Consider the following 23,809-nt stretch of genomic DNA (forward strand, 5'->3'; position numbering starts at 1 on the left):
TTTCATTGTTTCGATGTGACCAGATAAATCGGACAATCTTCAGAATGCGCCCCCGGCAAATACCCGGTGCTCATCAGAAACTCGTTTACAATTTCTCCACCGGTGAACTTGAATGTTTTTTTGAACAATTTCACCCATTCTTCTTTCGGCTTCGGATGATGCGCGTCCAGCCACCCTTTGAACGAGCCAAATTCCGTTCTCAATTGCAATATTCTTTGTGCGTTGACGATGGCCGCATTGATTTTGAGCCGGTTGCGAATTATTCCAGCATCTATTAAAAGCCTCTCACGATCCTGATCATCATAGGCTGCGATTTTTTCAATTGAAAATTGATCGTAAGCCCTACGAAAGCCTTCCTGTTTCCTTAGCATCAATGTCCAGCTCAGGCCAGCCTGGTTGATTTCCAGAATCAACCGCCCGAAAAGCTCATCATCACTATCAATAGGGAATCCATACTGATGGTCATGGTAATGCTTGTGAAGCAGATAGTCCGCTTGTTCGGAAATGTTCTGATTGACGTAATTGCAGTAGGACATTGATGCAAGGGCTAATGTTAAGGGATGATTCCAATCTGTACTTCTGTAATGTTGCGCTCCGGATTCCCGAAGTCCATATTCAGGTAGATCTCTCGGGTGAGGCCGTTCATTTGTAGATTTTGGGATTGAATTTCAGATATCAGGGCGCCATATGTTTCTCCCAGGCTACCCCAGTTGCCGAGATGCTGGGCAGTAAGGCAATGAAATGAATCGAGCTCTTTTAATCTGAACTCTGAATCCGAAGGTATCGAGGGGCCTGGTGTTACAGGAATTGCTATGGTTAAGGAAAACGGTGTGTCGGGTTGGCCGTCAGCTCCCTGGTAAAGCCAGTAAACGGGTCCTGTGATTTCCATGCTATTTTTTGCTGCATCAGCATAAAGCCTTTGCGCCACAACACGTACATACTGAAGCAGGGTTTGCATGGTGGTTTCTGTTTCGAAACACAGCACATGCATGGGTTGAATGGTTTTAATTTGCATCATTTTCTATAATTTGATTCGAATGGACGCAAAGAAATAGGCGGTAAATGACAAGTGTGTGTCAGTAGCCATGAGAAATTATCAACGTTTCCTGATCCTTCGGACCGTTTTTTGCAGCCATGGATAACTGATGTACACCAGCTTGGTAGCGCCGATGCCCACTCCGGCACCAAATAATACATCAGCCATCCAATGTTTATTATTTAAAACACGCATGGTTCCCACGGCTGTGGCTGTACTGTATCCGCCAATACTATAAAAAATGCTTCGCTGACCATATTCTTCGTGCAGAAGCGTGGCGTTGGTAAATGCTGTGGTTGCGTGCCCTGATGGGAAGGAATGATTATCCTCACCATTTGGTCTTGGATATTGAATGATCCGTTTCATGCTTTGGGTCACTCCCTGCGCGACCAGATTGGACACCAATGCCAGGATAAGCTGGTCACCCAGGGAATGTTTACCCTTTACACCTGCTGAGGCTAGTCCCAGGCTCACTACGGCTGGTGCATACGGAAGATAATCATCAGCATTGGTATGAAACGACGGATACCTGGAACGAACCTGGCTCTGCAACTGACGACTGATTTTACCCTGTGTGACCAATCCGGCTAGCGCAAGCGTGACCGGAGGAATTACGTCCATCGGGCGAACTACCCACAATGTTGAGTCCTTTTCCTGGGCCAGTGAAATAGTCCCCGACTGCATTTGTAATGCAAAAACAATGGAAAAGACCCAGCTGAAAATGGCGTTTTTCCTCATTAAGAGCATAATGTTGTTCATGAAGAAATTGGATACTGAAATCAAAGAATAGCTTGTCTCACCCGAATGAGTTTTTCCAGAAGCCCTTCGAGCTGATCCAGCGGTAGCATGTTGGCACCGTCGGATTTTGCTTCGGCAGGATTAAAATGAGTCTCAATAAAAAGGCCGTCCGCGCCTACTGCTATCGCTGCTTTGGCAATGGTCTCGATGAGTTTGGGTTTGCCGCCGGTCACACCCGAACTTTGATTGGGTTGCTGAAGGGAATGTGTACAATCCATTATGACTGGTACGCCAAAGGCACTCATTTCCGGTAGGTTCCTGTAATCTACGATGAGGTCGCCGTATCCAAAGCTATTTCCCCGGTCGGTCAGCATGACCTGGCACGAGGGGTTGATTTCATTCACTTTCTCCACAGCAAACCGCATGGAAGCACCTGAGAGGAATTGACCCTTTTTTACATTCACGGCCTTCCCAGTGCGGGCGGCAGCGGCTAGCAACTCCGTTTGGCGACAGAGGAAAGCCGGAATCTGAAGAACATCGACATATTCTGCCGCGAATGCAGCTTCGTGTGACTCGTGGATATCTGTGACGGTGGGTACTCCAAAGGTCCTGCCCACTTCTTCGAGTATTTTCAGCGCCTTTTCGTCACCGATGCCGGTAAATGAATCGACTTTTGTCCTATTTGCTTTTCGGAAAGAGCCCTTGAAAATATAAGGAATCTGCAGGCGGTCTGTCAGCTTTGCAATGTGCTCGGCAATTCTCAGCGCCATGTCACGCCCCTCAATAGCGCAGGGGCCTGCCATTAGGAAAAAAAGTGAAGATTCAGCGTTCTTTAATTTGGGGACTGATAGCATGCTTACCGGAATCGGATAATTATTATTGTTCGGCAAAGGTAAAGTTATCCGTAATGTTATCTAGGTATTTGGTCAAATTCATGGAACATAAGGTATAATCATTTGATTTTCTGTTTTTTTTAAATCACCCGACGTAAAACACAATTAAAGTGAGCCGCTAAAAAAATTTTGACAAAGTGAATTGAAATATCTTTCTTTGTGGCGATTTTAACCAAAAAGTGTTTACAAAATGTCAGCAATTGCAGAAAGAGTTAAGCAAATTATCGTCGAAAAACTCGGCGTTGAAGAGTCGGAGGTAACGCCAGAAGCAAACTTCCAGAACGACTTGGGAGCGGACTCTCTAGATACCGTAGAATTGATCATGGAATTTGAGAAAGAATTTAACCTTTCTATCCCAGACGATCAGGCCGAGAACATTGGTACAGTTGGTCAGGCTGTAGCATACCTGGAAGAAAACGTGAAGTAATTCGGTTTCTACCAGTTATCATCTTCTTTTTTTCTGTCCTTATTTTATGAGTTTTAAGCGCGTTGTAATTACTGGAATGGGTGCATTAACGCCCATTGGCAATGATGTTCCTACCTATTGGAAAAATTTGGTCGCAGGCGTTAGCGGGGCAGCCCCTATCACACGGTTCGATGCCGAAAGGTTTCGTACCAGGTTTGCCTGTGAGGTCAAAGGATTGGACATTAATGATTACATCCCGCGCCAGGAAGCTCGTAAAATGGACCCTTTTACCCAGTACGCCGTCATTGCAGCAGACGAGGCAATGAAGGACGCCGGCTTTGGCGCAGATACGCTTGATCTCGACAAAGCCGGTGTAATATGGGGCTCCGGAATAGGAGGTTTGAAGACCTTCGAAGACGAAGTAACCAATTTTGCTGAGAACGGAAAGAATCCGCGGTTTAATCCGTTTTTTATCCCCAAAATGATTGCGGACAGTGCCTCTGGTGTGGTTTCTATCCGATACGGATTCAGAGGACCCACTTTTATAACGGTCTCTGCCTGTGCATCTGCAACCAATGCCTTGATAGATGCATACAATTATATTCGGTTGGGTATGATGAATGTGTGTATTTCAGGAGGATCGGAAGCCGCTGTTACAAGTGCAGGGGTGGGAGGTTTCAACGCCCTTAAAGCGCTTTCAGAAAGGAACGACTCACCTGAAACCGCCTCACGTCCTTATGATCTGGACAGGGACGGCTTTGTGTTGGGTGAAGGGGGTGCCGCGCTTATACTCGAAGAGTACGAGCATGCCAAAGCGCGCGGAGCAAAGATTTATGCAGAGATGATCGGTGGTGGTATGTCGTCGGATGCCTATCACATTACCGCTCCACACCCGGAAGGATTAGGGGCATTTATGGTAATGAAAAATACGGTTGAGAATGCAGGCCTACAGCCGGAGGATGTGGATTATATCAATACCCATGGTACTTCAACAGGCCTGGGTGATCCGCAGGAAATCAAAGCAATTGAAAGATTTTTTGGAGAGCATGCTTACAACCTGAGCATCAGCTCAACCAAATCGATGACCGGGCACCTGCTTGGTGGTGCCGGTGCTATTGAGGCCGCCGCCTGTATCATGGCGATACAGGATCAGATCATTCCGCCTACCATCAATCATTTTACGGACGATCCGGAAATTAATCCCCGACTGAACCTTACTTTCAACAAGGCTCAAAAACGCAAGGTCAATATTGCACTAAGCAATACTTTTGGTTTTGGCGGTCACAATGCTTCCGTCATTTTCAAAAAGTATGAAGGCTGATTAAATTATTACCCTTGGCAAAACGTATTCTTTTACCGATACTCTCTCTTTTCAGAACCGGAAGTGCTGAGGATAAAAAATTTAAGGAATCCATCGCCCATGTAATTGGCGACAGGCCTTCTAATCTGGGGGTTTATCAGCTTGCATTTCGTCATACGTCTGCATCCCGGGAAACGGCTATCAAAGGTTTCCGTGAGTCGAACGAAAGACTGGAATATCTGGGAGACGCCGTTTTGGGAATGGTTGTTGCCGAGTTTCTCTTCACAAAATATCCCTACAAAGACGAAGGTTTCCTTACCGAGATACGTTCCCGGATTGTCAACAGGGAATCCCTGAATCAGATTTCCAGAAAGCTGGGACTCGATAACCTCATTGAATACGATGGAAACCGCCGCGGCATGTCTCCACGTTCTTCCATGTATGGAGATGCACTGGAAGCATTCGTAGGTGCCATTTATCTCGACAAGGGATTTCGGTTTACACGTACTTTCATTGTGAGCAAGCTCATTACACATTACGATCTGGACAGCATTATTCAAAATAATGCGAACTTCAAAAGCCTCATTATCGAATGGGCGCAGCGCGAAGGAAAAGAGATTCGTTTTGAAATACTGGAGGAGCGCGGAACCCGCCATCACCGGGAGTTTATTTCTCAGATACTGGTCAATGACGAGCCATTCGCCACGGGCAATGGTTTTACAAAAAAGAAAGCAGAACAGTCTGCATCTGAGCAAGCCTGCTTGTTGCTCGAACTGAAGTAAGAATCAGTGAAAGCTTTGCCTTATCTCCTGTAATTTTTCTTCATAAGAAGCGCCCACCGGGATCATTTCCCCTGCAACCCTTATCTCCTGACGTCCTATTTTTTCTATCTTATTGCGCGCAATCAGGTAGGATCGGTGAATTCTGATGAATTGGCTATGCGGAAGAACCGCCGATATCTCACTCAGAAATTGTCTGCTCAGAAGTTTCCGGTTTTTCAACACAATGGAGACATAATTACCTTCCGCCATCACGTACAGGATTTCGTCGAGGAAAACCTTCTCTTCCTCGTAACCGGTTTTTATGAAAATGAATTTATCCGCCTCCCCCACGCTCAGATTTTTTATTTCCAGGGCTTTGTTACAAGCTTTGGTAAAGCGAACCAGGGAAAAGGGCTTTAGCAAATAATCGATGGCATCAAGCTCGAAACCCTGCACGGCGTATTCCGAATAGGCAGTGGTAAAAACAACCATAGGTGGCTTGGGAAGGCAATTGACAAACTCGATTCCAGAAATGTCGGGCATTTTGATATCCAGAAATATCAGATCGACCTTTTGATTCTGAAGGTACGGAATGGCGTCGAAGGCATTGGTAAAGCAATGGGTCAGCTCCAGAAACGGCACTTTGACAGCATGCAGTTTTACAACATCCAATGCCATGGGTTCGTCGTCGATTGCAATTGCCTTAATCTTATTCATCTGTAAATATTAAAATTTTCATGGCTAATAAATACTTACCAGTTCAAAGTAAGTGCAATAAAATAGTCTCTTTCCGATTTCTGAATTTCAAGGGTATGTTTATCGGGATAAATAAGATGAAGGCGTTTTTGCACATTCTCAAGCCCAATTCCCGAACGGCCTTCCTCTGGATCGTGTATCGGTGTTTTATGAATGGAGTTATGCACTTTAAAGTAAATCCTGGTGGTGTCCATCGTTAGCGTTATGTAAATCCAGGAAGGATTTTGAAAGCTGATCCCGTGCTTGAAAGCATTCTCGATGAATGGATTCAACAGCATAGGAGCAATGTATATCTCTCTTTCAGCCTCCTGAATGTTGACACGGATCTCGATGTTTTGTGTTTGGTCCAGCCGCATGCGCTGGAGAGCAATGTAATTATGCAGATATTCGATCTCACTGCTCAGTGGAATGCGGTCATGGTTGTTTTCGTGTAACATAAAACGCATCATGTCGCCGAGTTTCTGGATCCCGTCGGCTGTTTTTTCGCCTTTTTCGATCAGTGCAGTTGCGTAGAGGCTGTTCAAGGCATTGAAAAGGAAATGGGGGTTTATTTGTGCACGGAGGCTGGTGAGTTCGGCAGATTTGTTGGAGACCTGGGTGGTTAGTTGGGCCTTTACCTGTTGCTGATCCTTTCGGTAATAGGAGATAGCAAGGCTAAAAGCATATAGCCCTGTTATAATGATAATCTGGGTGGGAAGGGAGATGTAAAAAAAGCGTAACATGATTGCAGTAATCAATGCAGTTCCTGCTCCAAGTATAAGAAAGTGAGTTAAGAAAGGCAGATAAAAATCTGTGGGCCTGGATGGATTATGGAAAGCCGGATACATTTTTTGGATGTAATGCTCCTGTAGACAATATACCGTGATTCCAAACGGGATTATAGCAAGCAATTGCCTTATCCCAACAGAGAGCATAAGGTTAGGTATCAATCTTTGACTAACCATAACCGCTAAGGCCAGGGCGCTGATCAGAAAAACGATGATGTAATTTAGCGCTCGCCCGTTTGGGTCTATCTCGAGCTTTTCGTAAAGTTTGTAATACAATTGAGAAAGGATCTCGTAGAGACATAAAAGAGAAAGAATTGCTACCGAATCCGATAAGACAAACTTTAGACGAAAATGGGTTACATCATTCAGGCCAATGATTTGCCCCATGGCATTACTTCTTACATCAACATTGATGGTGTTTAGCAGGATGAAGGTTCCGCTAAGGATAAGACCCATGTCTATTGTGAGGACTGTTAGTAAAGCAGCGGTTAGTTTTCGCTCTTGTAGTTTTGGAAAGAAAAGGAAATGAAATAGATACCAGGCAATCAGGAATATCGTCGCAGCCACAATTACCGGCATATTGTGATTCCACGTATGATCGTAGGGAATAAGATCCTGCAGAATCTTTTGGACAGACACGCCCTCTTCTCTTGCCGCGTTTATCTTATCCTCAAATCGGGCTGCGTCGTAAAGCAAACTTTGTGCAACATAAGCGGCTGCAACGGTGGGCACCAATGCCAGCTCAAACCTTCGAATCGTATATTTGTTTACCATTGCTCTTCTGTTTTTTTTCAAAACTAGAAAGGGAAGTAATGCAGAAGTAATAAATGGTGTGTATCCCTGGGAATATGGGATGGAAATGGACCTTGCGGCATTTGGAATGTCATTTTTTCAATGAATATAAATAAAAGAGACAAAATGACATACAATTTGATGAAAACTACATTTATATGCCATTTTGTCTTACATGTTTCAGTATAATCTGTTTTGGTACAAAAGTTGATCATTACTGCTTATATCACGGTATGGAAGTTATCGGATACCAGACTTAAAACATCATCACTTTAAAATTTTATAATCATGAGCACATTAGTTAAAACACAATTTGCACCTAAAAACTTTAATGGATTTTTTGGTAAAGACTTACTCAATGAACTTTACACCCCGGCATTTTCGGGAAGTGTGCCCGCAGTGAACGTGCTGGAAGGTACAGAAGGTTACAAGATCGAAGTCGCTGCACCTGGATTACAGAAAAGTGATTTCAAATTGAACCTCGAAAAAAATCAGTTGACAATTTCTGCTCAGAAAGAGCAAAAAGAAGAGGAAGTGACTGAAAAGTACACCCGTCAGGAATTTAAATACAACTCTTTCCAAAGGACATTTACCCTGCCCAACTCTGTGGATGGAGAAAAAATCGTGGCCAGCTATGCCGACGGAATCCTGAGTGTAACCTTACCAAAAAGGGAGGAAGCAAAAGAAAAGCCCGCCCGTGAGATTGAGATTGCGTAATTGTTAAGCATATCCGGGGCGTTATTTTTCAAAAATAGCGCCCTTTTTTGTGCACATTTGGCCAGATAATATGTTAGTTTACTTTGGCAGGATATTTTAGATGATTTTGAGATTAAATATCTTTGTTAAAATATGTTAAACGCCTCGAATCCGGGAATAATTTATTATTTGCTTTGCGTTATTGATTTACAAAATTTTTAACCCCAACATATGGATATGAAAACAAATTGGAAAGGTTTAGTGCTGGTTGGGTTGCTTTCAAGTGCAACAACCCTTGCCGGTTTTAAACTATTGAGTACAAATGATGGTGATAAATCTGTAATTTTTAAGGAGGCCCCTTCGGAGTCACTGGCTAAGTTCACTTCCACAGGATCGCCTGCGGGAGCACCCGGTGATTTTGTATACGCGGCCGAAGCCACTACACCTACCGTGGTGCACATTAAATCTACCATGACGCAAGCACAATCGCGTGGTGGTGGTAGCCAGGGACAGATGCAGGATATGCTGCGTGATTTCTTTGGCGGTGGTGGTTTTGGTGAAGATTTCGGCGGGAGAGCCCAGCCTCAAGAGGCATCGGGTTCCGGCGTGATTATATCCTCGGATGGCTACATTGTGACGAACAACCACGTAGTAGAAGGCGCCCAGGAGCTTTTGGTGACTTTGTCTAATAAAAGAAAGCTTAGGGCAAAAGTGATCGGAACAGACCCGTCGACGGACATTGCCGTGATACAGGTCGATTCAAAAGACTTGCCTGCAATTACTTTTGGAAGTTCCGATGCCGTGAAGGTAGGAGAGTGGGTAGTAGCGGTAGGTAATCCTTTTAATCTTGAGTCCACTGTAACTGCGGGAATCGTGAGCGCGAAAGGACGTGGTTTGGGTATTATTGGTCAGCAAAGACGTGGCTACGGTGCGCGGCCAGCTTCCAACACAGGCGGTGATTCACCTCTGGAATCTTTTATTCAAACGGATGCAGTCGTGAACCCAGGTAATAGTGGTGGCGCACTTGTAAATCTGAAAGGCGAATTAATCGGTATTAACACCGCTATTGCGAGTCCTACGGGAAGTTTTGCAGGATACGCATTTGCGGTACCTTCCAGCATCGTAAAGAAAGTCTCGGGCGATCTGATCAAATTTGGGAATGTTCAAAGAGGATATCTGGGCATCGTACTGGATGAGCTGGACAGCAAAAAGGCAGAGGATTATGGAGTAAAGGTTAGTGAAGGCGTTTTTGTAAAGGAATTTGCTGAAAACAGTGCAGCAAAAGCAGCTGGTGTGAACAAAGGTGATGTGATCGTAAAAGTGGAAGGAATTCCGGTAAATTCGGTTCCTGAACTCCAGCAGGCGATTGGTTTGCACAAGCCTGGCGACAAGGTGAATCTGACCGTAAACCGGGATGGTAAAGAAAAAGATCTGAACATCACCCTTCGTAACCGTACAGGTGGATCCGACATCATCAAACGTGATGAATCTGCGGTAGCAATGAGTGTGCTGGGAGCCGAGTTTGGCAACCTCACAGATCAGGAAAAGCAACGTCTGTCGCGTTATAAAGTGGATGGTGGTGTGAAGGTTGTCGCCGTAAATAGTGGCAAGCTTGCTCGTTCAGGAGTTGAGGAAGGGTTTATTATTTCAAAAGTGAACGGTAAATCCGTTCGCTCTGTGAAAGAACTGGAAACGGCCCTTGCCGGTAAAAGTGATTCTATGGTTCAGTTTGAGGGGTTGTATCCCGATGCTCCCTACGACTTGTTCCAATTCGGATTCCGTCTGTAATTGAGTATTGATAAAAGTAAAAGGGTCTGAGATGAAATTCATCTCAGACCCTTTTACTTTTATAGGTTATTTAGAGCAGATACTTAAGTTTAACCACTTCTTTTTCGCTCAAAAAGCGCCATTTACCACGTGGCAATTCCTTTTTGTTAAGTCCGGCAAACACCGTTCTGTCCAATTTTTGAACCTCATAGCCGAGGTGCTCAAATATCCGTCGAACGATGCGGTTACGGCCACTGTGAATTTCTAGTCCGACAACCATCGCGTCCGCAGTAACGATGCCCACTTCATCCGGCTTTATAAATCCGTCTTCCAATTCCAATCCCGCCTGAAGCTTTTCAAAATCTTCGGTGGTGATCGGTCTGTCGAGTTCAGCCTGGTAAATCTTTTTCACACCGCCCGAAGGATGTGTCAGTTTCACTGCCAGCTCGCCATCGTTGGTCAGCAAGAGTAACCCAGTAGTATTTCTATCCAGGCGGCCTACGGGATAAACCCGCTCAAAACAAGCCCCCTGTATCAGATCAAGTACTGTTTTGCGCTCTTCCGGATCGTCGGTGGTGGTGATGTAATCCTTCGGTTTGTTGATCAGGATGTACACCAGCTTTTCAGGGTTCAGTGCCTTTTTGCCATATTTTACTACATCTGTGGGCATCACTTTATAACCCATTTCTGTAATAATTTTTCCATTCACAGATATCTGGCCCGAGGCGATGAGGTCGTCTGCTTCTCTGCGGGAGCATATCCCTGCATTGGAAATGTACCGGTTTAGGCGCATTTCTGGACTTTCCTTCTTGGGTTTTATGCCCGATTTCTTCTCATAACCAGCCAGGTTGTATCGGGGAGCACTTTCGAAATTCCCCACACGACGGTTTGCGCCTTCATCAGATGCATTATTTATTTCCGACTCTTCAGAATCTTTTTTTTTAAAGACTGGTTTCTCGCTTCTGCTGCGTTCACCAAAAGTACGATCTTCTCTTGGCTTAAAACTGCGTGCATCGCCCTGACGATCATCTGATCTGGATCGGTCGGAACCTGGACGATCAGCCCTTGGTCCGAAGCCTTCTCTTTTTTCTCCTGGCCTAAAATCACTTTTAGGCTTGAAATCACGGCTATCCCGATCTGCACGGTTGAAAGGCTTTTCAAATCCTTCTTTAGATTTGAAGTCGGCTCGTGGTTTAAAGTCTCTGGAAGTGTTGTCGCGGTCTGAGAAACGAGGTCTATCCTGACCGGGTCTGTCCTGACCGGGTCTGTCTGAATTGAACCGATCTGCACCTTCTCTTCTGTTTCTTGAATCAAATTCACCGCGTGGTTTAAATTCACGTGGCCCGCTATCTCGTCCTGATGAACGCGGAGAATCAAATCTTGGCTTGTCAAACCGGGGTTTGTCCGGGCCGGATCTATCACTTCCGCGGGTAAACTCTCCTCTGGGCTTGAACGCGCCGGTATCTCCATCACGGCCTGCGCTGCGTGGTTTCTCGTAATCGGGTTTATCAAAACGGGGACGTGCCGTGTTTGGGCCGGAATTTTCCGAGCCATTCGGGCTCCGGAAGCTGGATCGTTTGATGCTGGGTTTACTGAAACGACTTTCTCCCTCAGGCCGGGAAGATGTACGGGTAGCAGAGCGGCCGCTGGTGGTGCTTCTGCGGAAGGTCTTTTGACCCTCAGTAGCAGGACGGGAATCGTTTCCGCCCTTGCTGGTGTTAATTCTTTTTCTCATTAGGAATGCAGTATCACTACTGGATTTTGGTTCCTCTTTACAACTTATGTGCGAAGCTGGTTTGCGGATTCATAACCGATGTTATGAAGTAATGCCAGTTTTGCTGGCTGTCGCTAAAACGCATTGACGTACGTATCTGATGATCAGAGTACTATGTATTTAAATTTAAGGCTGCAAAGATACAGCAATTTTCGATTGCTAACTAATTAATCTGACTTGCGAATATTTGACCTGTTCGTTTGGTGAATGCGTACAGTATTAGCGGTGGTAAATATTCTTCTTTCTTTTTATGTGAAATCGCAAAGCAACTCGTTTATAATAACGATCAGGAAAGGCCGTTTTACGGCTTATCATGGAACCTTCAACAATAGAAAGATATTTATGCCGACGGAAACAAAGGTCCAGCCACTATGGAAACCAGGCAGGAATCTGACAGAACAATCCAATCTGAAAAAGTATATGGACTGGCTTTTTGTCAAAAAGGGGCTTTATTTTCGCTCTTATCAGGATCTATGGGACTGGTCTGTTACGGATCTGGAAGATTTCTGGGAAAGCCTTTGGCAGTATTTCAATATTAAGTCACACGATATTTATCTGGAAGTGTTGGTGAAGCCTCAGAGAGGCATGATCGGTACCAAATGGTTTACACGCTCGAAAGTGAACTATGCAGAACATATTTTCAGAAATAAAACCAGGGATCGACCGGCTTTGCTTTATCAATCCGAAAGCAAAGGGCTGGCGGAGGTCTCCTGGGAAATGCTTGAGGCGGAAGTTTCAGCAGTGGCTACCTGGCTGAGGCAAAGAGGCGTGCGTCCCGGGGATCGGGTTGCGGCTGTTTTGCCCAACCTGCCGCAGACGGTTGTTGCTTTTTTAGCTTCGAATGTGGTCGGCGCCGTGTGGTCATCCTGTTCTCCGGATTTTGGAAAGGCGGGCATCGTGGATCGATTCCTGCAGATCGAGCCCAAAGTGTTATTTGTGGCTGACGGTTACCAATACAACGGGAAGATTTTTGATTCGTCGACTAATAATCAGGAACTGGCTATGGCGCTGCCAACCCTAAGGGATGTTGTGGTGATATCCAATATAAATTCCGGGGTAAAACAGGAACGGAGTACATCCTGGGAAGATATTTTGCATCTTCCACATTTGGGCCTTGACTTTGAAGAAGTGAATTTTGATCATCCGATCTGGATATTGTATTCGTCCGGCACTACGGCCAAGCCTAAAGCAATAACGCATAGTGTCGGAGGTTGTTTACTGGAGCACATGAAGGCGCTTACCCTTCACCAGAATGTGAAACCTGGCGACCGCTACTTTTGGTACTCGACTACTGGCTGGATGATGTGGAATTATGCCTTGGGCTCTCTGCTTTGTGGAGCTACCCTGGTTCTGTATGATGGCGCACCAGCCTATCCTTCTCCGCAGGTTCTTTGGTCACTGGCCGACAATGCCAAAATTAATCATTTTGGAGGAGGGGCAGCGTACTTTATTGCTTCCATGCGGGCTGGTACTGGGATCACGTCCGAGCGATTGAAGCACCTGGAAACCATAGGATCAACCGGCTCACCGCTGCCACCGGAAGCCTATGTTTGGATATATGAAAATATCAAAAAGGACGTCTGGCTGATTTCGCTGAGTGGAGGAACGGATGTTTGCAGTGCGTTTGTGGGAGGTTGCCCGATTCTACCTGTTGTTGCCGGAGAGATACAGTGCAGGATGCTTGGGGCCAGGGTGGAAGCATTTGACGAATCCGGGCAAGCACACATAGATGAACTCGGCGAGATGGTAGTTACCCAGCCCATGCCTTCGATGCCTATCTACTTTTGGAATGACCCGGAAAATGAACGCTATGAGGCAAGCTATTTTGAAATGTATCCCAATATTTGGCGCCATGGAGACTGGATCAGGATTACGCCAAAAGGATCGGTGGTGATACACGGGCGCTCAGATGCAACGTTGAATCGCGGCGGTGTGAGGATTGGTACAGCAGAAATTTACAACGCCGTGGAAAGTCTTGACGAAGTAAAGGACAGCCTCGCGGTTTATCTTGAAAAATCGGATGGAGGTGGCACCATTTCCTTGTTTGTTGTATTGGCGAATGGGCATATACTTTCAGACGAATTGAAGAAAAAAATCAATGGCAGGCTGAAAGAGCAGTATACCCCCCGCCATGTACCGGATACCATAGAGCAGGTCAGTGACATTCCTTACACCATCAGTGGTAAGAAAATGGAAGCGCCGGTGAAGAGAATTTTGATGGGGGAAGATCCGGACAAATGTGTGAATCGGGATACCATGCGGAATCCTGAAGCTTTGAAAGGGTTTGTGTAGATAGGATGCTTTTTAATAAGGCAACGCCAGGGAGTGAGTGCTGCCTTTACTCCAAAAACTGATTTAAGGTGATGGGAATTTTTACATCACCCAAAGGCAAGCACAGTCTATCCTGACTATTTTTATCCGGTACAGGATAAAGTAATGTGTCGCCTCCAGAAAGCAATGACGATCCCATTCCCGTACGATATTTTATCATTGGCAGCAATCTAAAAATTTACGTTTTACCCAAAGGTATATCAAAGGAAATTAACGTACTCTCCGGTACCAATGTCTGGGTCATGGTACCGTCTATTTGCCCCAGCCTCAACCGTTAATGGTCAATCGTTAGAATTAGTCATTTGATTGATCGGTAATATCCTTACTTTCTCCTTACAGATTTGTGGTAGTAAATGAGAAAGTTGAAGGTTCTTCGAAACCAGGATAGAAAATTTCCAATATTTGTACCCATAACACCGCTAAAAAAATTTCATAACTTTTGATTTTCTCAAATCTCTTTTCCTATCTTTGTAACCATTATTACCAAGCCTATTCAATGGTAATTCGATAGACTATGAATTTTACATGTAATACTATTGGTTGGTGGCGCGCACGTCTTAACAGGATGGACGAGTAAGCTACTGTATAGTATGATATGATATACTTTTTCACGGGCTCGCTGTTCTTCCAACAGCGGGCCTTTTTTTGTTACAAACACCATTCACAATAAAAATGGATAAAACAGCCAAAACCTTTTCAATAACAAGCACTTACAAGAAACTTTTAGCAGATACACTGACACCGGTCTCTATCTATCTCAAGCTTCGCGACCGCTTTGTCAACACCATTCTGCTGGAAAGCTCGGATTACCACGGAAATGAAAATTCATTCACCTATATCTGTTGCGATCCCGTTGCATCCTTCAAGTTGAACAACAGCCAGGTAACCGAGGTATTCCCCGATGGACAGAATCAATCCTACACCTTGCAAAACCCAAAGGATGCCGTTCAGGCGTTGTATGGTTTTGCGCAAAGTTTTGTTTCCGAAAAAAATAAGTTTCCGTTTATAACCAACGGGCTTTTCGGACACATGACCTATGACGCGGTCACTTACTTCGAAGATATTGATATTCAACCTGCCAGTACCAATCCTGAAACGGAGATTGACCAGATCTTTTACCAGGTATTTCGATATGTTATCGCAATAAACCACTTTAAAAATGAGCTGTATATTTTTGAACACCAGTATGGGGATAACGCAATTGAAAATGGCCTCGAGCAAATTGAAATCCTGATTAAAAACCGGAATTTCCCGAAATATGATTTCAAGATCGTGTCCGATGAAACTTCCAATGTGACGGACGACGAGATGCGCAAAGTGATTCAGCAAGGCATTGATCATTGTTTGCGGGGGGATGTATTCCAGATCGTCCCTTCACGCCGTTTCAGCCGCGATTTTCAAGGGGATGAGTTCAACGTGTACCGGGCACTTCGCTCCATCAATCCCTCTCCATATTTGTTCTATTTCGATTACGGGAATTACAAAATTTTTGGGTCCTCACCAGAGAAACAGATATTTATAAAAAATGGTCAGGCTGAAATCCACCCCATTGCAGGCACTTTTCGCCGGACCGGGGATGATCAGGCTGATGCAGAAGCTGCTCAAAACCTTTTAAACGACCCAAAAGAAACCGCTGAGCATGTCATGCTGGTGGACCTTGCGCGCAATGACCTGAGCAGGAGCTGTGACGCCGTGAAAGTGACCAACTACAAGGAAGTACAGTATTATTCCCATGTCATACACCTTGTTTCAAAGGTTGTAGGCAAAATGAATGAAGGTGTTAACCCCCTTCAGTTGGTCGCAGATACATTTCCTGCCGGAACACTTTCAGGTGCACCGAAACACAATGCCATGAAACTCATAAACCAAATGGAAACCAGCAACCGAAGCATTTACGGCGGAGCCATTGGTTTCATGGATTTCAATGGAGATTTCAACCATGCTATTGCCATCCGTACGTTCTTGAGCAAGAATAATTCTTTGTTTTACCGTGCAGGGATGGGAGTCGTTGCCAAATCCGTCGTTGAAAGTGAGTTACAGGAAATTAACAGCAAACTAGCGGCTCTGAGAAAAGCTATCGAATTTGCAGAAGAGATTTAGAAGAAGCTAAAAGAAATACATGTCACAGATCAAAATTTACGGTTTAAGGGCCCATCTGCAATCCAAAAGAGAACTGCTTTCGGACACATTGCATGCATGTATTGCAGAAGCATTTCAATATCCCTTAAACAAACGGGCGCATCGCTTTTTTTACCTCGATCAGGAAGACTTCTTTTATCCCGAAGGCAGAAGTGATCAATACACAATTATTGAAATTTCTTTGTTTGAAGGGCGTTCCATAGCATCTAAAAAAAACCTGTACCGCTTAATTTTTGAGCGTTTTGAACAAGAACTGAAAATCGCCCCCAATGACGTTGAAATAACTTTGACAGAAACACCTTTGCACAACTGGGGCCTCCGCGGACAGCCGGCGGACGAATTAGTTTTAGATTATAAAGTTCAGATCTGAAAGATCTGTTTGAAAACAACAATTCATTTAAGTAAAATATCAAACCGAAAGCCAATCGCTGACCGCCGCGCGGCTGAAAGCTAAAAAATTATGAAAATTCTCGTTCTAGACAACTACGATTCCTTCACCTACAACCTGGTGTATATTCTTCGTGAACTCCATGGAGAGGTTGATATTTATCGCAATGATAAAATCTCCCTGGAAGATGTGGCACAGTATGACAAAATTTTGCTTTCACCAGGACCCGGAATTCCCTCAGAAGCTGGCATCATGCAGGATCTGATCCGTGAATATGGACCCTCAAAAAGTATTCTGGGTATTTGCCTGGGGCATCAGGCTATTGGGGAGGTCTATGGTGCTTCTCTGGAAAACATGACCGATGTGTTGCACGGGATTAGCGACAAAGCAATCGTCACAGATCCTACCGAACGCATATTTGCAGGGCTTCCTTCCGAAATACAAGTGGGCAGATACCACTCCTGGACCGTTGTGCCCGAAACCTTTACAGATGAACTGAAAATAACCGCGCTGGACGAAAAGGGCAGGGTAATGGGGTTGTCACACATTAAATACGATGTGAAAGGTCTTCAATTTCACCCCGAATCGGTATTGACCGATCACGGCAAGCAGATGCTTCAAAACTGGTTAAATATCTAATTATTATTACTGAAAACTATACGTCCGCATATCTGTTTGGTATCCATACGCAATGAAAAATATACTTAGCCACCTTTTTGAATACAAAGTCCTGAGTAAGGAGCAAGCCAAAGAAGCACTGATCGGGATTAGCACCGGAAAATATTCAAACTCTGAAATTGCCTCTTTCCTGACCATTTATGCGATGCGAAGCATTACCGTTGAAGAACTGGAAGGATTCAGGGATGCGATGCTCGAACTGTGTTTATCGGTAGATCTGTCGGGATACGATCCCATTGATGTGTGTGGCACAGGGGGGGATGGCAAGGACACGTTTAATATTTCCACCTTATCATGTTTTGTTGTTGCCGGCACCGGGCAACATGTGGCGAAGCACGGTAACCATGGCGTTTCATCCCTCTGCGGGTCATCAACCGTTCTGGAGTATCTCGGTGCCAGCTTCACCAATGACCGAAGTATCCTGGAACGCAAAATCAACGAAGCCGGTGTATGTTTCCTTCATGCGCCACTGTTCCATCCGGCAATGAAAAATGTGGCACCGGTGAGGCGTGAATTGGGCGTAAAAACGTTTTTCAACATGCTGGGTCCGATGGTGAATCCGGTATCCCCTCAAAAACAACTTGTCGGGGTTTTCAGTCTTGAATTGGCACGGCTTTTTGCCTATCTTTACCAACAGACAGATAAACAGTTTCTGGTTCTCCACGCATTAGACGGCTACGACGAAGTGTCATTGACAGGTGCTTTTAAAATCATTACGGCTCATACAGAGCAGGTGCTCACGCCATCCCACCTGGGATTGGAAACCCTGCGGGCGAAAGATCTTTCGGGGGGTGAAACGGTAGAAGCATCAGCTAAAATTTTCATGAATGTGCTCAATGACGAGGCCACACCCGCACAAAAGCAGGCTGTGCTTGCCAATGCAGCACTGGCACTTCATTGTGCCAATCCCTCGTTGTCTTTGCTGGATGCGGTGGCTACCGCCAGGGAATCTATCGAAAGTAAAAAGGCGTTGAATAGCTTTAAAAAACTCATAGCGGTATGATCACGGACATCAATCAGCTCGATCTCGACAAAACCTACTCTTATGCAGATTATCTGCAATGGAGGTTTGAAGAGCGTGTGGAATTGATAAAGGGAAAGATTTTCAAAATGTCGCCTGCTCCGGCAAGAAAGCATCAACGCATTTCCGGCTACCTTCAGGGAGAACTTTATAAGTTTCTTGATAACAAAGTTTGCCAGGTTTACGTCGCGCCTTTCGATGTTCGCCTCACTCCTCGAAAAAGTGACAAAACAAACAAAATTCACACAATCGTTCAGCCCGATATTTATGTGGTGTGTGATCCTGCGAAACTTGATGATCAGGGTTGTATAGGTGCGCCGGATCTGATCATAGAAATTCTTTCGCCAGGAAATTCGCAAACCGAATTGAAAAACAAGTTTGAGGTTTATGAAGAAAATGGGGTGAAAGAATACTGGCTTGCTGATCCCACCAGCGAGGTCATTTTCGTTTACATTCTTAACGAAGCAGGCAGATATATAGGCCTGCCACCCTTTGCATTGGAAGACCAAATCACAAGCCATGTTTTCCCCGAATTTGAATTAAGTGTTGCAGATATTTTTAAAGATTAATGAACATATTAGAAAAAATTGTTGCGCGTAAGCACGTCGAAGTAGAAGAATCTAAGAATCTGAGGCCGATTTCCCTACTGGAAAGTGAACCCCTCTTCGCTCGTAGTACAGCTTCGTTGTCGGAGGCGCTCAGAAGTGCGTCCTTCCCAAAAATCATTTCTGAGTTCAAAAGAAAGTCTCCTTCTAAAGGTATCATTAACGATTCCGTTTTGCCCGAAAACGTGACCCGGGAATACGTAAGAGCCGGCGCGGTTGGACTGTCTGTGCTTACAGATATTGACTTTTTTGGGGGGTCGTTTGATGATTTTCTGCGTGCACGGAAAGCCAACCCACACATTCCCATGCTTCGGAAGGATTTTATCATTGACGAATATCAGTTGTATGAAGCAAAATCAATTGGTGCCGATGTGATTCTGCTTATTGCAGCCTGCCTTGAGCCAAAGGAAGTTGTGGATCTGAGCAAGAAGGCGCATGCCCTGGGTCTCGAAGTTCTTCTGGAAGTTCACAACGCAGAAGAACTGGAAATAAGCCTGTGCGATTCTGTTGATATGGTGGGTGTTAACAACCGCAATCTCAAAACCTTCGAAACCTCAATCGAAAATTCTATCATTTTGAGTGAACAGATACCTGATTCTTTTGTTAAGATATCTGAAAGCGGTTTAAAAGATGCGGAAACAATCATGCGCCTGTTTCAATGTGGATACAAAGGATTCCTCATCGGAGAAACATTCATGAAAACAGAAAATCCGGGTGCAGCACTGGGCGATTTACAAAAAACCTTATCACAATACACCACCTCCAAACCTGTGGCTCTATGAAGATTAAAGTTTGCGGAATGCGCGAGCGAAGCAATATTGAAGAGGTAGTTGCTTTGCAACCAAATTTCATCGGGTTCATATTTTATGAGAAATCACCCCGTTTTGTGGCGGACCTGCTCAATGAAGAATACATCAGAAGTATTCCTCAAAATATAAAAAAAGTGGGTGTGTTTGTGAACGCAAGCCCCGGCCACATTGTAGATACGGTAAAAAAATATGACCTCCAGTACGCGCAGCTCCATGGTAATGAACTGCCGGACATGTGCAGAAGTTTGAGGCAAAAGGGGATAAATATTATTAAAGCATTCTCTATTGATGAAAATTTCAATTTTAATATGCTGAATAATTATAAATCCTTTTGTGATATGTTTCTTTTTGATACCAAAGGAGCAAGCCCGGGAGGAAACGGAGTACCGTTCAACTGGAATATTTTGTCGAAGTACGATAACGAGAAACCCTTATTCCTAAGCGGTGGTATCGGACCTGACAATATAGAATCGGTCATCGAGTTATCAAAAAAAATAAGAATCTACGGGATTGACGTCAACAGTTTGTTTGAAACAGAACCCGGGATGAAAGATATAACCAAACTGGAAAAACTGTTTGGACAGATTCGTGTAAAAGCAACAGAAGAAGCGGGAGCTTAATTTATTATGGAAGCAATAGCAGAGAAAAAATCATTTCAGGTCAACGATCAGGGTTATTATGGGTCCTTTGGCGGCGCATTTATCCCCGAAATGTTATATCCTAATGTGGAGGAATTGCGGGAAAACTATTTGCAGATCATTGCGGACCCTGCCTTTCAGAAAGAATATAATGATCTCCTTCGCCACTATGTAGGCAGGCCTACCCCATTGTACAGAGCCAACAGACTCTCAGAAAAATACAACACGAATATTTTTCTGAAGCGAGAGGATCTTTGCCATACAGGCGCTCACAAGGTAAATAATACCGTTGGCCAGATACTACTCGCCAAAAGGCTCGGAAAACAGCGTGTGGTTGCCGAAACGGGTGCAGGCCAGCATGGCGTAGCCACAGCCACAGTGTGCGCGCTGATGAACATCGAATGCATCGTGTACATGGGCGAACTGGATATTCAACGCCAGGCACCCAATGTGGCACGTATGAAAATGCTGGGAGCAGAAGTGCGGCCAGCCACCTGTGGGTCCAGAACACTCAAAGATGCTACCAATGAAGCCATGCGGCATTGGATCAATAACCCCGTAGACACACATTACATTATTGGATCCGTAGTAGGACCTCACCCTTATCCGGATATGGTAGCACGTTTCCAGTCGATCATTTCGGAGGAAATAAGATGGCAGCTTAAGGAGCATACGGGTAAAGAAACGCCCGATTATGTTCTGGCTTGTGTGGGTGGCGGAAGCAACGCCGCGGGAGCATTTTATCATTTTCTGGACGACGAAAATGTAAAACTGGTCGCCGTTGAAGCTGCGGGAATGGGTATTACCACCGGCCATTCTGCTGCCACAACCGCGTTGGGAAAACCAGGTGTGCTACACGGAAGCAGAACCATCCTGATGCAGACGGAAGACGGACAGGTTACTGAGCCATATTCCATTTCAGCGGGTCTGGATTATCCAGGAATCGGGCCACAGCACGCCTATCTGTTTGACAGCGGTCGCGGCATATTCCTCTCTGCCACCGACACAGAATCGGTTCAGGCTGCTTTTGAGCTTTCCCGCCTGGAAGGTATTATTCCTGCGCTGGAATCTGCACATGCGCTGGCGGTTTTAGGCCGCCTGGGTGCCACAAAAGAAGAAACTGTTGTACTGAATCTGTCGGGTAGGGGTGATAAGGATATGGCTACCTACATGAAATACATCGATTAATACTTAACCTAAAATTTGCACATGGCTACATTAACATTACCAGAGGTATTTGACGTACGTCTGAAATTGCAGGAACTGGAAGCAAAAGTAAATGCAGGAAGCTTGTCACTATTCGAAAGATGCGACATGGAAGATGAAATTCTTACTTTGAAAGAGAAACTTGGGGAGTTTGACCGCCTGAAGTTCAGTGATGAAGGCGAGTGTTTGAACTGCTCGGCATAACTTTATACTTTATATACTTTTTACCTGATATATACTTTTAATATAAATAAATCACTGAATGAAAATCAAACTACTTTTCCTGGCCTGCCTCCTTTCGTTTGGAGCAATGGCGCTTGTTTCACCTCAAAACCCACCGAAGAAAATGCTCCGTCACGTTGTGCTATTCAAATTTAAAGATTCTGCTACACCGGCACAAGTAAAGGAAGTCGAAGACGCCTTCAGAAAAGTGCCTACTCAGATAAAGGAAGTGAAAGGATTTGAATGGGGCACCAACAATAGCCCTGAAGGCCTGAATCAGGGTTTTACGCATGCCTTTTTTGTGTCTTTTGAAAATGAAGCAGCACGAGAAATATATTTGCCACATCCTGATCACAAAGCTTTTGTAAAGGTACTTGAACCGCATCTGGACAAAGTTTTGGTGATTGATTACTGGACAAAAGAATGAATAGAATAACCAATCTTTTCAGCAACAACGATCAGCATGAGGGGCTGTTGAACGTTTATTTTACAGCAGGTTTTCCGGAAGCTTCGGATACCTTACGGGTATTGAAAGCATTACAGGATGGCGGAGCTGACCTTGTGGAAATCGGGATGCCGTATTCTGATCCCGTAGCAGATGGAGAAACAATCCAGAAAAGTAATGACCAAGCCCTGGAAAACGGCATGTCGGTTAAGCTGCTGTTTGAACAGTTGGCACACATGCGTGAGACCATCACAGTGCCCGTTTTACTGATGGGTTATATCAATCCGGTTCTTCAGTTTGGTATGGAGTACTTTTGCCAGAGGTGTGCCGAGACAGGAGTGGACGGCCTTATTTTGCCCGACATGCCTATGGACGTTTACCTTACGGAATACAAGGAAATTTTTGACCGGTATGGCATTCTTAATATTTTTCTGGTGACACCTCAGACCTCCGAGGCACGCATCCGTCAGATCGACAGCGTCAGCGAGGGTTTCATTTATACGGTATCCTCTGCAAGTGTAACTGGCTCCAAAACCGGCGTTAGCGACGATATGGAGTCTTACTTCAACCGGCTCAATGCTATGCAGCTTAAAAACCCCAGACTGATCGGTTTCGGCATAAAGGATCATGCTACATTCCAAAAAGCATCAAACTATGCGGCAGGAGCCATAATTGGGAGCGCATTTATACGTGTGCTTTCGGAAAGTAAAGACCTTGAGAATGATATAATTGCTTTTGTACGCAGTGTAAAACATGGCTCAGAAGAGCAGGTTGCTGTCTGATAAAATGATTCTGATTTTCATGGCACTAAATTTGTACAGACAATCCCAGGACGGGTTGTCTGTTTTCATGAAAAGGCTATGCAACGTTTTATCATTTTTTTTGCCATGCTGGCTCTGCCCATTTCAGCCAGCGCACAGTTGAAAGTTGGTATTGAGGGGGGGCTGGTATTTGGTACAAATTACAATGAAGTAAGAATACCAAACTCCGGTGGTACATTTGTCAACCTTGCGGAAGAGCTTACTATAAAACCGAAGATTTTTTACCGGTTGCGGACAGGATACACTTTTCGCAAACGCCATTCGATCGCGCTTCTATACGCGCCATTAAGCGTTCAATACAAGGGAAATCTGTCCGAACCTGTCAATTTTAATAATATTATTTTTAATACCAGCCTGCCCCTGACAGTAGATTACAAATTCAATTCATACCGGCTCACGTACCGATATGACTTCATCTCCAACGGAAGGTGGGTGGTAGGGGCTGGCCTAACGGCAAAAATACGTGACGCTGACATTCGTTTCCGTAACGAAACGGCCGATACACACTACGACAATCTGGGCTTTGTGCCCCTTGTAAACTTCTATGGAGCCTACAAACCTTCCTACCGCTGGGCCATCATACTGGAAGGGGATGCGTTGGCATCCAAGTACGGCAGAGCCGAGGACATCTTCGCGGGTGTCAGCTACACGATTAATACCAAACTGGGCGTAAAGCTGGGTTACAGGGTAGTAGAAGGTGGTGCAGATGTCGACACCATTTATAATTTCAACTGGATCAATTACGCTTCTGCAGGCGTTCTTCTGAGCTTCTAGTCATATCAGACTATTTTCGAAGCTAACAATCACGGATACACCCACA

At 44.9% G+C, this 23,809-nt stretch carries 25 protein-coding genes; 18 read left to right on the plus strand and 7 right to left on the minus strand.

The window, feature by feature from the left end; translation table 11 throughout:
* Positions 1 to 2 precede the first annotated feature (2 nt).
* The 4 genes from DYADSP32_RS18870 to kdsA form a co-directional block, all read right to left on the minus strand.
* A complete protein-coding gene (locus DYADSP32_RS18870) occupies positions 3 to 536 on the minus strand; it encodes a DNA-3-methyladenine glycosylase I (RefSeq protein ID WP_149241296.1) in 534 nt (177 codons plus the stop codon).
* A 17-nt stretch (positions 537 to 553) separates the two neighbouring features.
* Entirely contained in the window at positions 554 to 1,018 is a 465-nt protein-coding gene (locus DYADSP32_RS18875) for a GyrI-like domain-containing protein (protein WP_149241295.1), read from the minus strand.
* Between the two features lie 78 nt (positions 1,019 to 1,096).
* On the minus strand, positions 1,097 to 1,774 hold the full coding sequence (locus tag DYADSP32_RS18880) for a phosphatase PAP2 family protein (protein WP_414617896.1): 678 nt from the start codon (positions 1,772 to 1,774) through the stop codon (positions 1,097 to 1,099).
* Positions 1,775 to 1,815: 41 nt separating this feature from the next.
* Positions 1,816 to 2,628: a 3-deoxy-8-phosphooctulonate synthase gene (gene kdsA, locus DYADSP32_RS18885; protein ID WP_149241294.1), complete on the minus strand. Its 813-nt coding sequence runs from the start codon at positions 2,626 to 2,628 to the stop codon at positions 1,816 to 1,818.
* Positions 2,629 to 2,857: 229 nt separating this feature from the next.
* Here kdsA and DYADSP32_RS18890 point away from each other — a divergent pair, with 229 nt between their 5' ends.
* From DYADSP32_RS18890 to rnc, 3 genes are read left to right on the plus strand one after another with little or no spacing between them, the layout of a single operon-like run.
* Complete coding sequence (locus DYADSP32_RS18890; protein WP_015813362.1) at positions 2,858 to 3,094, plus strand: acyl carrier protein; 237 nt, start codon at positions 2,858 to 2,860, stop codon at positions 3,092 to 3,094.
* 46 nt (positions 3,095 to 3,140) lie between these two features.
* Positions 3,141 to 4,394 carry a beta-ketoacyl-ACP synthase II gene (gene fabF, locus DYADSP32_RS18895; protein WP_149241293.1) on the plus strand — a complete coding sequence of 418 codons (1,254 nt, stop codon included), beginning with the start codon at positions 3,141 to 3,143 and terminating at the stop codon, positions 4,392 to 4,394.
* A gap of 14 nt (positions 4,395 to 4,408) precedes the next feature.
* Positions 4,409 to 5,155: a ribonuclease III gene (rnc, locus tag DYADSP32_RS18900; protein WP_149241292.1), complete on the plus strand. Its 747-nt coding sequence runs from the start codon at positions 4,409 to 4,411 to the stop codon at positions 5,153 to 5,155.
* A 3-nt stretch (positions 5,156 to 5,158) separates the two neighbouring features.
* Here rnc and DYADSP32_RS18905 read toward each other — a convergent pair whose 3' ends face one another.
* Together DYADSP32_RS18905 and DYADSP32_RS18910 are read right to left on the minus strand one after the other, a co-directional pair.
* Positions 5,159 to 5,851: a LytR/AlgR family response regulator transcription factor gene (locus DYADSP32_RS18905; protein ID WP_149241291.1), complete on the minus strand. Its 693-nt coding sequence runs from the start codon at positions 5,849 to 5,851 to the stop codon at positions 5,159 to 5,161.
* Between the two features lie 35 nt (positions 5,852 to 5,886).
* Entirely contained in the window at positions 5,887 to 7,431 is a 1,545-nt protein-coding gene (locus DYADSP32_RS18910; protein ID WP_149241290.1) for a histidine kinase, read from the minus strand.
* Positions 7,432 to 7,737: 306 nt separating this feature from the next.
* Here DYADSP32_RS18910 and DYADSP32_RS18915 point away from each other — a divergent pair, with 306 nt between their 5' ends.
* Positions 7,738 to 8,166: an Hsp20/alpha crystallin family protein gene (locus DYADSP32_RS18915; protein WP_149241289.1), complete on the plus strand. Its 429-nt coding sequence runs from the start codon at positions 7,738 to 7,740 to the stop codon at positions 8,164 to 8,166.
* A gap of 216 nt (positions 8,167 to 8,382) precedes the next feature.
* On the plus strand, positions 8,383 to 9,933 hold the full coding sequence (locus tag DYADSP32_RS18920; protein WP_149241288.1) for a Do family serine endopeptidase: 1,551 nt from the start codon (positions 8,383 to 8,385) through the stop codon (positions 9,931 to 9,933).
* A gap of 70 nt (positions 9,934 to 10,003) precedes the next feature.
* On the opposite strand, the gene DYADSP32_RS18925 is transcribed toward DYADSP32_RS18920, so the two are convergent.
* On the minus strand, positions 10,004 to 11,647 hold the full coding sequence (locus tag DYADSP32_RS18925) for a pseudouridine synthase (RefSeq protein ID WP_149241287.1): 1,644 nt from the start codon (positions 11,645 to 11,647) through the stop codon (positions 10,004 to 10,006).
* A gap of 381 nt (positions 11,648 to 12,028) precedes the next feature.
* On the opposite strand from DYADSP32_RS18925, the gene DYADSP32_RS18930 reads away from it, so the two are divergent.
* The 13 genes from DYADSP32_RS18930 (at position 12,029) to DYADSP32_RS18990 (ending at position 23,763) form a co-directional block, all read left to right on the plus strand.
* Positions 12,029 to 13,978 (plus strand): acetoacetate--CoA ligase, encoded by a 1,950-nt coding sequence (locus DYADSP32_RS18930; RefSeq protein WP_149244771.1) that lies wholly within the window; start codon positions 12,029 to 12,031, stop codon positions 13,976 to 13,978.
* Between the two features lie 711 nt (positions 13,979 to 14,689).
* A complete protein-coding gene (locus DYADSP32_RS18935) occupies positions 14,690 to 16,117 on the plus strand; it encodes an anthranilate synthase component I family protein (RefSeq protein WP_149241286.1) in 1,428 nt (475 codons plus the stop codon).
* 19 nt (positions 16,118 to 16,136) lie between these two features.
* A complete protein-coding gene (locus DYADSP32_RS18940; RefSeq protein WP_149241285.1) occupies positions 16,137 to 16,526 on the plus strand; it encodes a tautomerase family protein in 390 nt (129 codons plus the stop codon).
* Positions 16,527 to 16,616: 90 nt separating this feature from the next.
* The gene (locus DYADSP32_RS18945) at positions 16,617 to 17,183 is read left to right on the plus strand and encodes an anthranilate synthase component II (protein WP_149241284.1); all 567 of its coding nucleotides are present in this window, start codon (positions 16,617 to 16,619) and stop codon (positions 17,181 to 17,183) included.
* Positions 17,184 to 17,235: 52 nt separating this feature from the next.
* Positions 17,236 to 18,225, plus strand: coding sequence for an anthranilate phosphoribosyltransferase (gene trpD, locus DYADSP32_RS18950; RefSeq protein ID WP_149241283.1), 990 nt, complete (start codon positions 17,236 to 17,238; stop codon positions 18,223 to 18,225).
* The gene (locus tag DYADSP32_RS18955; RefSeq protein ID WP_149241282.1) at positions 18,222 to 18,812 is read left to right on the plus strand and encodes a Uma2 family endonuclease; all 591 of its coding nucleotides are present in this window, start codon (positions 18,222 to 18,224) and stop codon (positions 18,810 to 18,812) included. Before trpD ends, DYADSP32_RS18955 begins: the two co-directional genes overlap by 4 nt.
* A complete protein-coding gene (trpC, locus tag DYADSP32_RS18960; protein ID WP_149241281.1) occupies positions 18,812 to 19,630 on the plus strand; it encodes an indole-3-glycerol phosphate synthase TrpC in 819 nt (272 codons plus the stop codon). The genes DYADSP32_RS18955 and trpC overlap by 1 nt, the downstream gene beginning before the upstream one ends.
* The gene (locus DYADSP32_RS18965; RefSeq protein WP_149241280.1) at positions 19,627 to 20,277 is read left to right on the plus strand and encodes a phosphoribosylanthranilate isomerase; all 651 of its coding nucleotides are present in this window, start codon (positions 19,627 to 19,629) and stop codon (positions 20,275 to 20,277) included. Before trpC ends, DYADSP32_RS18965 begins: the two co-directional genes overlap by 4 nt.
* Positions 20,278 to 20,283: 6 nt before the next feature.
* The gene (trpB, locus tag DYADSP32_RS18970; RefSeq protein WP_149241279.1) at positions 20,284 to 21,483 is read left to right on the plus strand and encodes a tryptophan synthase subunit beta; all 1,200 of its coding nucleotides are present in this window, start codon (positions 20,284 to 20,286) and stop codon (positions 21,481 to 21,483) included.
* A 21-nt stretch (positions 21,484 to 21,504) separates the two neighbouring features.
* Positions 21,505 to 21,705: a hypothetical protein gene (locus tag DYADSP32_RS18975; RefSeq protein WP_149241278.1), complete on the plus strand. Its 201-nt coding sequence runs from the start codon at positions 21,505 to 21,507 to the stop codon at positions 21,703 to 21,705.
* Between the two features lie 58 nt (positions 21,706 to 21,763).
* Positions 21,764 to 22,150, plus strand: coding sequence for a Dabb family protein (locus DYADSP32_RS18980; protein WP_149241277.1), 387 nt, complete (start codon positions 21,764 to 21,766; stop codon positions 22,148 to 22,150).
* Positions 22,147 to 22,950 carry a tryptophan synthase subunit alpha gene (gene trpA / locus DYADSP32_RS18985; RefSeq protein WP_149241276.1) on the plus strand — a complete coding sequence of 268 codons (804 nt, stop codon included), beginning with the start codon at positions 22,147 to 22,149 and terminating at the stop codon, positions 22,948 to 22,950. Before DYADSP32_RS18980 ends, trpA begins: the two co-directional genes overlap by 4 nt.
* Positions 22,951 to 23,028: 78 nt before the next feature.
* Positions 23,029 to 23,763, plus strand: a complete 735-nt coding sequence (locus DYADSP32_RS18990; protein WP_149241275.1) for an outer membrane beta-barrel protein — start codon at positions 23,029 to 23,031, stop codon at positions 23,761 to 23,763.
* The last annotated feature ends 46 nt before the right edge of the window (positions 23,764 to 23,809 follow it).

The organism is Dyadobacter sp. 32 (genome assembly GCF_902506755.1).
In the GTDB taxonomy this organism is placed as follows: domain Bacteria; phylum Bacteroidota; class Bacteroidia; order Cytophagales; family Spirosomataceae; genus Dyadobacter.